We start from the raw sequence: 13,638 nt of genomic DNA, 5'->3' as shown, positions 1-13,638 counted from the left end.
GTCATCCAGCCAGTTTGAGTTCGATTGCGGGTTGGCGATTGCCGGTCGCGGCCAGGCGGAGCATGGAGTCGATGTCCAGGATCAGGGCGACGAGCCCGTCACCGAGGATGGTTGCAGCGGAAGCGCCGTTCACCGTGCCGTAATTCGCCTCGAGGCTCTTCACGACGACCTGCTGCTGGCCGACGATCTCGTCGACGGCGATGCCGACATTATCGCCGCGCTCTGTCTCGGCGATGATGATGATGTTCTCGTTGGGATTGCCGGTCGAACCCATCACGGAGCCGAGCCGGTAGAGCGGCGTCACCTCGCCGCGCCAGCGCAGCACCTCCTGGCCGAAGGTCAGGTGCTCGATCGGGGTCGAGGCCAGATGCTGCGTCTCGATCACGCTCGAAATCGGGATCACGTAGCGATCGTCGCCGCAGCGGATGACCATGCCTTCCAGCACGGCCAGCGTCAGCGGCAGGGCGAGCGTGAACTTGCAGCCGCGGCCGGGCTCGGAATCGACGCTGATCCGGCCGCCGAGCGATTCCACGTTGCGGCGGACGACGTCCATGCCGACACCGCGGCCGGAGACGTCGCTGATCACTTCCGCCGTCGAGAGACCCGCGGCGAAGATCAGCTGGTCGATCTCCTCCGGCGCGAGCCGCTCATCGGCCCCGACCAGCCCGCGCGAGCGCGCCTTGGCCAGCAGCCGCTCGCGGTTGATGCCGCGCCCGTCATCGGTGACGGAGATCACGATGCGCCCTGCCCTGTGCTCGGCGACCAGCTTGATCGTGCCTTCCGTGGGCTTGCCCGCGGCGGCGCGCTCATCCGGTGTCTCGACGCCGTGATCCATGGAATTGCGGATCATATGGGTCAGCGGATCGGCGAGTTCCTCGATGATCGTCTTGTCGACCTCGGTGTTCTCGCCTTCGAGGACCAGGCGGACTTCCTTGCCGAGCGTCTGCGCCAATTCGCGGACCAGGCGCGGCATGCGCTGGAACACGGCCTTCACCGGCTGGGCGCGGACCGCCATGACGTGGTCCTGCAGCTCGCGGGTCTGGCGCGAGAGCGTCAGGATGCCTTCGGCCGTCTTGGCGTAGACGTCATAGGGCAGCGATCGGACGCATTCGACCAGCATCGACTGGGTGATGACGATCTCGCCGACCAGGTTCATCAGCTTGTCGATGCGGTCGAGATCGACGCGCACGCTCACCGCCTGGCGCTGGCGCGCGGCCGATGCGTCGTTGGCCGGCGGGCGCGGCGCGGCGCGCGGCGCGGGCGCGGCCTCGACGGCGGCGGGAGCGGAGACGGCGACGGGTGCCGGCGCCGCGGGCTTGATGTCGGGCTCGGGTGCCGCGGACGGCGCCGGGCCGAGCTTGGCGAGGATGGCCGAGAGATCGGCGGCGACGCCGGCCGGCACTTCCGGCGCCGCAGGGGCGGCGGGCGCGGCGGGAGCGGCATGGCGGGCGGCGACGGGCGCCGGCGCCGGCGCCTCCTCGGCCGCGACCTCGATCTCGAACTCCTCGGCGGCGAGGGTGAAGTCGAAGCGGCTGTAAATCTCCTCGACCGAGAGCTCGGTGCGCATGGTGACGACGAAGCGCATATGGCAATCGGCGACGTCGAGCGTCTCGAGCGACGGCACCTGGCTCATGTCGCAGACGATGCTGACGATGTCCTCCGCCGGCAGCGCCGCCAGCACGACGCGCGGCTCGATCACCCGGCGGAACAGGTCGGATTCCGGATTGATGCGCAAGGTGACCTCGCGCCCGGCCTTGGCCGGAGCGGCGGGTTCGTCGTCCCAGCCATCGGTGGCGGCTGCGGGCGCCTGGCCGGTGGTCTTGGCCTCGACCATGGCGAGCAGATTGCCGAGCGCGGCGACCCCCAAAGGCGCATCGTTGGCGGGCGCGGTGATCGGTGCGGCCGCCGGCGCGACAGGGGCTGCGGGCGCGGCCGGCGCGGGGGCCGCCGCGGGGGCCGAGCCCGGCGCCTTGCCGACCTGCTCGAGCGCTTCCAGCAGATCGGGGCGCGGACGGGCGGGCTCGTCGTTGCGGGCCGCGGAGACGAGATCGGCGACGGCGTCGGAGCAGCGCAGGAACAGCGTGAACGGAGCGTCCTCGATCGCGACGCGGCCCGAACGCAGATGGTCGAGCGAGGCCTCGAAGACATGGGCGAAGGCGACCAGCTCGGTGCAGCCGAAGGCGCCGGCGCCGCCCTTGATCGAATGGATCGCCCGGAACGCCGCATTGACGTCTTCGGGATCCGTCGAGCCCTCGTCAAGCGCTTGCAGCCGCTGCTCGAGCGCGCCCAGGAGCTCTTCGCACTCCTGGAAGAAGGTCTGCTTCAGTTCCGCAAGCGCGTCCATCGATAGACCTCAGTTCTGGTAGCGAGCGACGAGGCCGAGCAGGGTGGTCGGCTCGAACGGCTTGACCATCCAGGCGCTGGCCCCGGCCCGCCGACCCTCCGCCTTGATCTCGGCGCCGTTCTCGGTGGTCAGCACGATGATCGGCGTGTTCTGCCCGGCGGGACGGGCGCGGCAGGCGCGCGTGAACTCGATGCCGTCCATCAGCGGCATGTTGAGGTCGGTGATCACCAGATCGGGCTTGAACGCGTCGAACTGGGTCAGCCCCTCCTCGCCATTCTCGGCCGAAGCCACTTCATGGCCCGCATTGCGGAGGGTCATGCACAGCAGGCTGAGCAGGGTCTTGGTATCGTCGATGGCCAGGATTCGCATCGATATCACTCCAGAACGAGAGCGCTTTGCGCGGGATCGAAACCGATCGCCTGCAGGGATTGGCGGCATTCCTCCGAGACGCGCTTCAGCGTCACCGACAGGCCGCGGGCCTTGGCGCTCGCGGCGGCGGCGTGGAGGAGCTGGATCCAGAGGCTCGGCAGCGCACCCGCCTCGGCGCATTCGATCGCGACGCTTTCCTTCTGCTCCATGGCGACGAGCATCTGGTTGCGGAAGGCCGCCGCTTCCGTGCGGCCCAGGAAAGGGGGAAGTGATACGGTGATGACCACGGTGGTGCGACCTCTCAGGACGACGACGACAATCAGGCCGCATTGGTAAAAATTTCACTAACCATTCGCGACTGCGGCAATGCTTTCTGATGTGTCGCCGCTAAAACAACGATTAATGACAGGGACGAACTCTATCGAAGCGCGATTAGCGCCGAGGCTACCCAAGGGAAAAGCGCGTGTTCATCAGAACATATTGTTGCTGATGGCTCGGGGCACCAGCGTGATGCTACCGTTCACTTCCTTGTATTTGCGAGGTATGTTGATAACCCCAGAAAGATGAAGCCAAAGATTGTTGGGAGAGATTGGCTTCGTAATGATCTCATGGGCTCCGAGTTTCGCAGCCTGAACGACTGAACGTCTGTCCGGACGTTCCATCATCACGAGCACCGGCGCTTTTGCAAAAGGTGAAGTCTTGAACGAGCGCATGGAAGCCAGGCATTTCGTGCTCCCGGAATCCGGCAGGTCCCAATCCAGAATCACGATGTTCGGTTGTTTTTGGATGAACATCGTCGCCGCGGAGGCGATGTCGGACGCTTCGAAGATCCGGTTCAGCTGCGCCTGGTACAGCATCGTCCTGATGATGCGCCGGTAATGCGGGCTGGCATCGATCAGCAGGACGGAGAGGTTGGGAAAGGACGGCGCGATATGCATGACGGCAACTCAGACACTCACGAACGCGACACTGGCCGGCGTCACCGGCCCTTCCTGAGCACCACCCTAGCCGTCACACGTTAATACGCTGCCAATCCGGTCTCAGAGATTCAGGCCGAAGCGGAAGCCGCCCCAATGCTTGCCCCTGACCCAGATGGGCGCCGACAGATCTTCCATGACCAGGAACTCGCCGCCGCCCATGTCGCGCCGGTAGGTCTGCAAGAGGAAGGGCTTGGTGTTACGCGCGGCGGCCAGGCCCGTCCTGTCGTTGAACATGCGGCGATTGCGGCAATTAGCGTTGTTCCAGACCGGATCGCGCCCCTGAGGCTGTGAATACTTCTGGTTGTGCGTCGGCAGGAAACCGTTGCGGTCGATCGCGGCGCAGAAGACGATGCGCCGGTTCGTCGTCAGCAGCCGCTCCTGGATCGGCGGCAGCAGCCGGTCGGTCAGCGCGAGGAAGCGCGTCGTGAATTGCTGCGGGTCGGTCCCCGCGATCGGCTGATAGGCCTCGTCGAACAGCTCGGCCAGGCTGATCTCGCCGCGCGTCACCGCCTGTTCGAACAGCGCCCCGATGGAGGCGGCCGTTTCCATCACGGTCTCGATCAGCTCGGATTGCGCGGTGCGGACGCCGGAGGCGGCGATCGATCCGAGGATCCCCTCGCAGATCGAGACCAGCGCCTGCGTCCGCTGCGTCGCCCGTTCGAGATTGTCGCTGGACTGGTCGACGCCGGTGACCAGCCGGGCGAGATCCTGCGACACCTGTGCGAAGGCGATGCCGCTCTCGCGCGCCGGGCTGGAGATGGCGTCGATATCGCCGATCAGGCTGACCACGGAGCGGCCGAAATGGTCGAGCTGGCCGATATGCTGGGCGATCGCCTGGCTGCCTTCGCTGGCCCGCCGCGCCGTCTCGGCGCTGGCTTCGCTGCGGCGCGCCAGAGCGTCGACGGTCTTCACCAGCGCGTCGAGCTGCTTTGCGCTGGTCGTGGTCGCCTCGCGGGTCTGCTCCGCCAGGGTCTTCACCGCCGCGGCGATGACCGCGAAGCCGCGGCCGGCGACCCCGCTGCGGGCCGCCTCGACGCCGGCATTGATCGAGAGCAGCTGGATTTCGCGGGTGATCGACTGGATCGCGTCGCTGGAGCTGCGCACGGCATGGGCGTCGGCGACCGCTTCCGACAGCGCGCGCGAGATCGACTGCGCGCCCTGCGACAGCGCCTCGATATCCGATTGCGCGGCGTTCAGCCCTTCCTTGACCGCGACCGTGACCCGCTCCAGCCCGCCGCGGACGATCGTCGCGGTCTGCTGCGCCCCTTCCGCCGCCGATTGGATGGCGTGGTTGGCGCGCGTCACCTGCTCGACGGCGGCGAGCACCCGGTGCAGCCCCTGGGCCTGGCCCTCGAGCTGGGTGGTGACATCGCCGATGCGACCGGAAATATCGGTGATCTCGCCGCCGAGCTTGCCGAAACGTCCGGCGATGTCGCGGACCGCCTGGGCGGCCTTGGCCGCGCCGGCTTCGTCCTCGACCTCGGGCTCGGGAAGTTTCAACGCCAGCGATTGCATGATCCGGGCCGACCCATGATACGAGACGCCGGAGTATAGTGAACGCAGTGTAAAGCGGCCGTTAACGAAGGAAATATTCCTAGTTTACGCCTGTTCATCCGAGGATTTCGGGATCATTACCGATGCCGAGGCCAGGACGATCAGCACGAGCCCGAACCAGTCGCCGAGCTCCGGCCGTTCCGACAGGAACAGCACTGAGCCCAGCACCCCCACGGCGGGGACCATCAGCGTGCCGATGCTGGCGAGGCCGGCGGGCAGCCTGGCGACGACGCTGAACCAGATGAAATAGCCCATCGCCTGGGCCAGCACCACGTGATAGCCGAGCGCGATCCAGCTACGCTGGGTGAGCGGCTTGAACTGCGGCACCCCCTCGAAGACCAGCATGCCGCAGCCGGCGGCGAAGCCGCCGATCAGGAGCTGCCAGGCCGCGACCGTCAGCGCCGGGGCCGAGACCGGCCAGCGCTTGGTGACGATGGTGCCGAGCGCCCAGCTCAGGCTGGCCGCCAGCGCGAGCGCCAGGCCCGGTGACAGGCCCCCGCTCGCCAGCAGCGGCAATCCGAGCACGGTGAGACCGGCCGAGCCGAGCCCGATGCCGATCAGCTTGCGGCGATCCAGCGGCTCACGCAGCCAGAGCCGCGCCATCAGCGTCGCCCAGATCGGCATGGTGAAGGTCAGGATCGCAATGCGCGAGGTGGCGCCCATCAGCTGCGCGAAGGCGATGAGCACGTTGAACGCCGCCACCGACAAAATGCCGGAGAGGACGAGGCGCGGCCATTGCGCCCGCTCGACCCGCAGGCTCTGTCCGGTCGCCAGCGCCAGCATGAAGAGGCACAGCCCGGCGAAGCTCATCCCGGCCGAGCGCAAGGTCCAGGGCGCGATCTCGACCAGCGCGATCCGCACCGCCGGCCAGTTGAAGCCCCAGAGCAGACCGAGCAGCGGCACGAGCAGCAGGGCGCGCGAGTGGGGCTGGGACATGGCTGCGGACTATGGCAGAGCCTGTCGCGCCGCGTCATGCAAAGCCGCGCAGGGGCCCCGTCCCGCAGCGGATGGGCCCCCGGTTGCCGATGCCGGCGGCGCGCATTATCTTAGAATTATTCTAACCAAGGATCCCGCCATGCTGTCGCGCTTTTCCCTGCCGGGTCTGACCGGAAAGCGGCGCTTCGACGATCTGTCGGAGAAGGAGGTGTTGGCTCTCGCGATCTCCTCCGAGGAAGAGGATGGCCGGATCTACGCGATCTATGCCGACAAGCTACGGCAGGATTTCCCCGCATCCGCGGCGGTGTTCGACGGCATGGCCGCCGAGGAGAGCCAGCACCGGGAAAGACTGATCGAGCGCTACCGCCAGCGGTTCGGCAGCACCATCCTGCCGCTCCGCCGCGAGCATGTCGCCGATTTCTACACCCGCAAGCCGATCTGGCTGGTCGAAAATCTCGGCCTCGACCGGATGCGGGAGGAGGCCCAGGAGATGGAGCGGCAGGCGCGCGATTTCTACGTCGCCGCGGCCGGGCGCTCGACCGATCTCGACACCCGCAAGCTGCTGGGCGAGCTCGCCGCCGCCGAAGCCGGGCATGCCGGCCGCGCCACCTCGCTGCGCGAGACCCATCTCGACGGAGAACCGCGGGAACAGGAGGATCTGGCCTCCCGCAAGCAATTCGTGCTGACCTGGGTGCAGCCGGGGCTGGCCGGGCTGATGGATGGTTCGGTCTCGACGCTCGCCCCGATCTTCGCGACCGCCTTCGCGACGCAGAACCCCTGGACGACCTTCCTGATCGGGCTCTCGGCCTCGATCGGCGCCGGCATCTCGATGGGCTTCACCGAGGCGGCGCATGATGACGGCAAGCTCTCGGGACGCGGCGCGCCCTGGAAGCGCGGCCTCGCCTCCGGCGTGATGACGACGCTGGGCGGGCTCGGACACGCCCTGCCCTATCTGATCCCGCATTTCTGGACGGCGACCGCGATCGCCCTGGCCGTCGTCTTCGTCGAGCTCTGGGCCATCGTCTGGATCCAGAACCGCTATATGGAGACGCCCTTCCTGCGCGCGACCTTCCAGGTCGTGCTCGGCGGCGGCCTGGTGCTGGCCGCCGGCATCCTGATCGGCGGCGCCTGATTTAACCCGGAGTCGTATCCACCACATTGGCCGCGGGGGCGATGACGGGGAGCGGCGCCGGCGGCTTCTCGCGGCGCGGCCATTGCAGCGCGATCGCCTCACCCGGCCCGATCGCGGCCGAAGCTGCCGCACCGGTGAAAACGCGCTTCCGTGGCAAAGCGGCATAGGAGTGTGAGCCCGGTGGTCAGGCCCCCCCTCGCCACGACAGAAGCCTGGGCCGCCGCCGCCACGCGGTCCAAGCTGCCGGGCAGGCTCGCGATGGCAAGCCGCGAATTGCGTTCGAGGGCCGAGGCGCGCGGCGGCTCTTGGCGGGGCGCTGCGCAGGGATCACTTAAATATGATCTCGAATCCTTCAGTCAGCCGCGCCGAAACCCGCGGCGGGATCTTGCGTTGCGCCTTGAAAACACAGTAGGAACAGGGCCTCATCTAAGGTCGGACGCAGACCATGGCCGATCTCGGCTTGCAGGCTTTCGCTGCAATTCGGGGCAGGGTCGGCGGGCTGGCGGCATGTGGAGGGTTGGAAGGTCGATGCTTCGGACTAGTGCTATCGTTCTGGCGCTCATGGTCGCCGGTCCCGCCATGGCGCGCGAGGAGGTCTCCTATAAGGGGAAGGCGGAGCCGGGCGAGATCATCATCTCCACCAAGGAGCGCAGCCTCTACCTCATCCAGCCCGGCGGGCGGGCGATCCGCTACAAGGTCGCGGTCGGGCGTCCGGACAAGCAGTGGATCGGCACGGTCGCGGTCGACGGCAAGCATGTCCAGCCGGCCTGGTCGCCGCCCGAGGAGATCAAGCGCGACAATCCGAAACTGCCCGACGTGATCCCGGGCGGCGCGCCCAACAACCCGATGGGGATGCGCGCCCTCACCCTCTCCGGCGGTGGGCAATACGCGATCCACGGGACGAACCGGCCGGAATCGATCGGCAAATTCGCCTCCTATGGCTGCATCCGCATGCTCAACGAGGACATCGTCGATCTCTTCGACCGCGTCGCCGTCGGCACGCCCGTCACCGTCAAGCGCTGAACCCGGCCGACAGGCCTCCGGACGCAAAAAAGCCGCCCCGAGAGGCGGCTTTTTCATGGGCGGGAGCCGGGGGCCGCGCTCTCAGTCGCGAAAACTCGCCGGCGTCTCGTTCTCGATGACCGCGGGTGCGGCGGGGCTTTCCACCGTTGCGGTACCACCGTTCATCTGCTTCATCGTATTGATGAAATCCGCGGGGTAGAGCAGATTGTTGCCCGGCGCCTGCAGGCCCATGTAATGGGCGACTTCGGCGACCCAGGTGTTGCAGTTGTAGAGCACCGCGTGCCACATCGACGGCTTGGCCTGCTTCTGCCGGATATGCGCGGCGACGCGCCGATAGGTCGGCTCGTCCAGCAGCACACGGAAGCTGGCGGACATGTACTCGTCCTCGGTATCGCCATCGCTGGCGCCGGTCTCGGCCGGAACCGGCACGACATGGCCCACCGACCAGAGCTGCGGACCGTCGCCCGCTGGATGCAGCCCCGCCACCTGGGCGGCCGTCACCTGGCCGACTTCGCCATTGGCGTTGAGCTTGCCATGGACGAGGAAGGTATGGCCGTAGCTCAGCGCGTGGCGCGCGCGGAACTCGACGAAATATTGCTTGCCTGCGCGCTCCGGCTGGCGTGCGGCCTGCCGGTGCACCTTGCCGCGCGACTGATTGGCGAGGTGGATCTGCCCGGATTGCTCCGCGGCCGCCGGTCCCTGTCCGAAGAGGAGCATTGCTCCGGCAGCGCAGGCGGCGATGGCGCCGAGACGCAGACGTTCAGCCAGATTCGAACTCACAGCGTGAACTCCATTCAAGAGACAGGAAGGCCCCAGCCCGCAGTCTAGCACAACGCATGAATGGCCAGAATGTGTCGCTTGTTGGAAAATAAAATACGGCCGGCAGAGCCGGCCGTATTTAGTCGTGAAGGGCTATCAGCCCTTGGTGACGATCGGAGCCGAGATCGGAGCAGCGGCCGGAGCCTTGCCCTTGCCCTTGCCCTTGCCGACGGAGGCGCAGCCACCAACCGATGCGCCCAGCATGGTCAGCGACACAGCGACGACGAGAAACTTCTTCATGTGATCAACCTTTCTGCTCAGAATCTAGAGTTGCCGAGCGGTCAACCCTATCCATGAAATGACTCGGGCATCTAGTGCGAAATTGCAACATAGCCCACCGTTCAAACGACAAAGGACGGTTTCTGCATTGTTGAGGAAAATTAGCCAAAGAGTCCCCTAGCCTTGTCATCAGCCACCCCAACGCGCGATCGGTATGTTGGTTTCCTGCCGCTGCGAAAGTTTTACGGCTCAGCCCCGAGAGACCACAGGGTGCGGGGCCCGACTCCGGGTAAGGTTTGATCAAAGCCAGGGAATGACTCGCCCGGTCCGCGACATATAGTCGGTATATTCCGCGCCGAATCCCTCGATCATCAACTGTTCTTCCTGGCCGACGCGCAGAAGATACAGCGTCCCGAAGCCGAGCAGGCCGGAAAAGCCCGCCACGAAATTCGGCAGCAGCAGCGCCTGGGCGATCGCCCACAGCCAGAAGGCCGAGTACATCGGGTGGCGCACATAGCGATAGACGCCATGGGTCACCAGCTTATGGCTGTCGCGCAGGTCGAGCGAGACCGACCAGTTGCGCCCCAGCGCCCGGTGCGTCTTGTGGAACAGCAGCAGCGAGCCGGCGGCGACCAGCGCGCCGAGCCAGGCATGCAGCGGCTGGAACGGGTAATTGGCGAATTTGAACGCGCCGGTGACGACATAGATGAAAGGGATCAGCCCCAGCCCCGCGAAGGAGATCGACAGCAGCACGATCTCCCGCAGCCCGCGCGCGCTGCGCGCCACCGGCGTCTTCCTCGCCCGACGCTCATGAGGGATGCGGATGACGTACCAGCCGACGGCCAGCAGGACGTAGATGATCTTTGCGACGGTGAGGGTCATGGTCCATCCGTTCCGGCGATCTTGGCGCCTGCGTCGAGCCGGGCATCGGCCGGTGCCGGGACGGCGCCGCCGTCACAGGCCGGCACCCGGCATAGCTGACCATCGGCGCCGATCAAGCCCATCGCGCCCTCCTGCGCCCGGATCAGCGTCTCCGCGCGCAGCGGACCGCAGACCAGCATGAAGTAATCATAGGCGGCGCGCCGGTCATTGGCCCTGACGAACAGGCAATGCACCTTGTAGGGATTCATCCGGATCGCCCCGTAGCGCTCCGGGCTGAGCAGCCTGCGCAGGCTGATCGGCTTGACGAGCGGCGATGCGCGCCCCGGCATCCCCATCGCGGCCATGGGGTCGCGGGTGTAAAAATTGATCAGATCCGAGCGGGCCTGGACATCGGCCCAGAACACGCTCTCGCAGGCGGAGACCCGCGCGAGCGCATCCCGCAGCCGCTTCGCGGCGCGGTGCAGCCCCAGTTTCAGGATCGACGAGCCGACCGTCAGCAGAGTCAGGCGCGGTGGCGGGCGACCGGCCTCGGCCTCGTGCCGGATGGCGGCGTCGACGATCTGCACCGCCAGCACCGCGCCGAGACTATGGGCGATCACCACCACCTCGTCGCAATCGCCCGATCGCGCGGCGGCGGCGAGATCGGCCCCGGCGGCGAGGATGCGCCCGTCGAGCTCGTCCTGCCGGCCGCGCATCACGTGGCGCGCGAAGATCCAGTCGTCGAAGAGCAGGCCGAGATGGATGTGGCGCTGCGCCAGCAGGAACAAGCCGAGCAGCGCCGCCAGGCCGAGCGCGCCGCCGATGAGCGCTGAGCCGCTCCAGCCCGCCGCCAGCACGCCGATGAAGGCGGCCAGCGCGAGGATGCCGAGGAAAGCGAGCACCGGAAACAGGAAGAACAGCGCGTAGCGCCAGCTATGCCTGAAATAGCCCCAGAGCGCCCCGCCCGTCACGAAATCCGCGAGCGCCAAAGCTCCTTCCGGGATGCGCCGCCACAGCGGCCTGCGATGCAGCGCCGTGATCCGATCGTCCCAGCGGAACAGATGGAACTCCGCCTCATTATGCCAGCCGGGCCCGTCGCTGGTGATGCGCCAGCGCGCTCGGTCGTCCTCGACCACGGGCTGCGTCACCTCGGTCGACACCGACCAGACCGCGCCGAACCGGCCGAGCCCGCGGCTGAAACGCGCATGCACCGCCAGCGGCGGCTCGGGATCGAACCCCGCGACATGATAGACGCGCCGTCTGGTCACGACGGTTTCATCCATGGCCGGCTGCTACTGCCCTCTCGCGGCGGGTCGAGGGGGCGAGGCCCCCCGCGCGATGCTTAACGGATCATGGCGAAAGTTGGAATTCCGTTCCAGAGCCGATCCGCAGCAGAGCTGAAGCGCCGGGCGGAAGATCTGTGGTCACGTGGCGGAGATGGTGGGGGCGGCAGGATTCGAACCTGCAACCAGACCGTTATGAGCGGCCATGGCAGACCGCCCAGATCAATAGCTTAGGGCAGCCGAGGGCAGGTTCGAGGGCAGATTGGTGGGGGCGGCAGGATTCGAACCTGCGGTAAATCCGTTATGAGCGGACGGCCTTAACCACTTGGCGACGCCCCCAGCCTCGTCGCAATGCCTCATCCATTCAGGGCCTGCAACTTCCTTGTGCGGGGAAGCGCCGCCGTTCGAGTTACAACAGGCTACCTAACCATTGGGTAGCGCCAGAAAATCAATCTCTTTCCGAATTACGCGGCCGCAGTAATTTCTGAGTTTTTGCAATTGAATCTTGTTTTGCTGGCTGAGTCTCGATTTACCGCGATGGACAATCTCGGATCGAACTGCATATATTTCTCTGAAATCCTTCAGTATATGATCTCTATCCTCATCATTATTTCCGACCATATACGCACATCGGTTGCTAAGAATATCTCCAACCGACAGATTGTCAGCGTACTTCTGTTCTCCAAGCAATATTTCCAAACATATTGTACATTGAAGAAAAGCAAATAATTGGTCAAAACCACCCACGCTGTCAAACAACCACTTTGATGCGAGCATGATCCGCTCAGATCGGCTGGAGCCGTGCGCCTTTCTGATTCTTTCATGGGAGCGCCTAAGTGCGTCCGGATCTGAGGTTGGTACCGTTAATAAAGACAAGGTTCTGGCGAAATCTTCTCCAACCGGAATGGGCCATGTATTGTTCGGAATTATCAGATCATTATCGACACGATACGAGGCCGCAAAGTAGCTAGCCCGCGGAGCCGGGGAGCCCCATCCACAAAGCCCCGTTGCCACGCACAGACCAAAAAAGGATTTGACCTTTTCGAGTGCAAGATCAACACTAATGGAGCGATTATTCTTTCTATCGAGAAACCCCCCGACACATAGCTCAAGTACCATCAGCCGTTCTTTATCATCCGTCTCTTTCCCGCTCAAAAATTTTGCGGAGCCTTGATCTTTTGGTTCCTTAGTGGTCTTTATGACACCTGGATACGATTTTTCTAACTTGTCCGACCACCACAGGATTTTGATACCTCCGCCATAATCCGTCTCCGTTTGTTCCGGGTGGATAAGACCAGACAGGGGCGCTGGAAGAGACAAGAAAATCTTGTAAGAGAATGGGAGCTGGCAGAAATCTCTAATCATTTCCTCTGCTAAGTGCTCAGAAGAAGGGACGCCGGGAAGCAATTCCAGTTTTACTGGAACTTTCGATTGACTTTTGTCCAAATCTCTTTCGAAAATTTCTCGTGCAATCCAGTCAGAAAAAAATATATATAGTGGATCCTCCGAGATTATATTCGTGACGAGCTTAAAGGCGTCTGAGTCTAGCTTGACATTCGCATCAAGTGCTTGAAAGGAACTGACATTCCCTACTAAGCAATTTGACCAGACATCGACTTCAGCCAGCGCGCGCCGAATGTTTCCAGCAAGCTTCGCTTTTGTAGTCTCACTGATTTTCAGCAAACCGCCCGCTCCGCCCATTTCCTGCAAGCAGGATAAGCCGAAACTTCTCAGCTAAACAAGCCGGGGGTACCTTGCACGGAGGCCGTATCCATCTTTGAAGATCGAGCAAAGTGCAAGTTCAGCTGTTTGGGGTTAGTGCGTCCCGGCCGGGACTGCCACAACTCCGTCCGCTCCAGCACGAGGTCCCGAAGTTCGCCACGTCCGCTCCTCGCCTGTTCCAGTTCCCGCAGGTGGCCGACGCTACGGATAGGGTGCTCGATCGGAAGAGTGGCCGCCGATTCCAGCGGCCGCGGCGTGATGATGGGTTCGCGAGCTTCAGCCCTATCCCGCTACTAATCGTGTAGGCGAACCCCACACCTTCTCCACCTTCGAAAGCGCCGGAGATCCTGCGGATATCGGGCGTGTCGTTGCTCGACAGGAGGAAGCAACCCTGAT

13 protein-coding genes and 1 tRNA gene are annotated in these 13,638 nt (G+C 64.7%); 2 read left to right on the top strand and 12 right to left on the bottom strand.

The genetic code is table 11. The features are described 5' to 3' along the window. Position 1 precedes the first annotated feature (1 nt). The 6 genes from ASG72_RS10440 to ASG72_RS10415 all read right to left on the bottom strand — a co-directional run bounded on the left by ASG72_RS10440 (position 2) and on the right by ASG72_RS10415 (position 6,183). A complete protein-coding gene (locus tag ASG72_RS10440) occupies positions 2–2,344 on the bottom strand; it encodes a chemotaxis protein CheA (RefSeq protein WP_056711824.1) in 2,343 nt (780 codons plus the stop codon). A 9-nt stretch (positions 2,345–2,353) separates the two neighbouring features. Then, on the bottom strand, positions 2,354–2,713 hold the full coding sequence (locus ASG72_RS10435) for a response regulator (protein ID WP_200939924.1): 360 nt from the start codon (positions 2,711–2,713) through the stop codon (positions 2,354–2,356). Between the two features lie 5 nt (positions 2,714–2,718). Further along, entirely contained in the window at positions 2,719–3,000 is a 282-nt protein-coding gene (locus ASG72_RS10430; RefSeq protein ID WP_056711821.1) for an STAS domain-containing protein, read from the bottom strand. Positions 3,001–3,183: 183 nt separating this feature from the next. Then, positions 3,184–3,651 (bottom strand): response regulator, encoded by a 468-nt coding sequence (locus ASG72_RS10425; protein WP_056711818.1) that lies wholly within the window; start codon positions 3,649–3,651, stop codon positions 3,184–3,186. Between the two features lie 102 nt (positions 3,652–3,753). After that, on the bottom strand, positions 3,754–5,208 hold the full coding sequence (locus ASG72_RS10420; RefSeq protein ID WP_056711814.1) for a methyl-accepting chemotaxis protein: 1,455 nt from the start codon (positions 5,206–5,208) through the stop codon (positions 3,754–3,756). Between the two features lie 84 nt (positions 5,209–5,292). Next, positions 5,293–6,183, bottom strand: a complete 891-nt coding sequence (locus ASG72_RS10415; RefSeq protein ID WP_056711809.1) for an EamA family transporter — start codon at positions 6,181–6,183, stop codon at positions 5,293–5,295. 139 nt (positions 6,184–6,322) lie between these two features. Here ASG72_RS10415 and mbfA point away from each other — a divergent pair, with 139 nt between their 5' ends. Together mbfA and ASG72_RS10405 are read left to right on the top strand one after the other, a co-directional pair. Then, positions 6,323–7,315: an iron exporter MbfA gene (gene mbfA / locus ASG72_RS10410; RefSeq protein ID WP_056711806.1), complete on the top strand. Its 993-nt coding sequence runs from the start codon at positions 6,323–6,325 to the stop codon at positions 7,313–7,315. Between the two features lie 528 nt (positions 7,316–7,843). Continuing rightward, positions 7,844–8,338: a L,D-transpeptidase gene (locus tag ASG72_RS10405; RefSeq protein ID WP_056711802.1), complete on the top strand. Its 495-nt coding sequence runs from the start codon at positions 7,844–7,846 to the stop codon at positions 8,336–8,338. 81 nt (positions 8,339–8,419) lie between these two features. Here ASG72_RS10405 and ASG72_RS10400 read toward each other — a convergent pair whose 3' ends face one another. The 6 genes from ASG72_RS10400 to ASG72_RS20710 form a co-directional block, all read right to left on the bottom strand. Further along, a complete protein-coding gene (locus tag ASG72_RS10400) occupies positions 8,420–9,055 on the bottom strand; it encodes a hypothetical protein (protein WP_056711800.1) in 636 nt (211 codons plus the stop codon). A gap of 198 nt (positions 9,056–9,253) precedes the next feature. Beyond that, complete coding sequence (locus tag ASG72_RS20715) at positions 9,254–9,397, bottom strand: ABC transporter (protein WP_156395896.1); 144 nt, start codon at positions 9,395–9,397, stop codon at positions 9,254–9,256. Positions 9,398–9,676: 279 nt separating this feature from the next. Then, positions 9,677–10,258: a protein-S-isoprenylcysteine O-methyltransferase gene (locus ASG72_RS10395; RefSeq protein WP_056711797.1), complete on the bottom strand. Its 582-nt coding sequence runs from the start codon at positions 10,256–10,258 to the stop codon at positions 9,677–9,679. Further along, positions 10,255–11,505: a hypothetical protein gene (locus tag ASG72_RS10390; RefSeq protein ID WP_156395895.1), complete on the bottom strand. Its 1,251-nt coding sequence runs from the start codon at positions 11,503–11,505 to the stop codon at positions 10,255–10,257. The genes ASG72_RS10395 and ASG72_RS10390 overlap by 4 nt, the downstream gene beginning before the upstream one ends. A 278-nt stretch (positions 11,506–11,783) precedes the next feature. After that, positions 11,784–11,859: transfer RNA gene (locus ASG72_RS10385), tRNA-Ile, on the bottom strand. A gap of 84 nt (positions 11,860–11,943) precedes the next feature. Next, on the bottom strand, positions 11,944–13,230 hold the full coding sequence (locus tag ASG72_RS20710; protein WP_156395894.1) for a HEPN domain-containing protein: 1,287 nt from the start codon (positions 13,228–13,230) through the stop codon (positions 11,944–11,946). Positions 13,231–13,638: the final 408 nt, after the last annotated feature.

This window comes from Allobosea sp. Leaf344 (assembly GCF_001426225.1).
Classification (GTDB): domain Bacteria; phylum Pseudomonadota; class Alphaproteobacteria; order Rhizobiales; family Beijerinckiaceae; genus Allobosea.
This window is presented reverse-complemented; position numbering and strand designations above follow the sequence as displayed.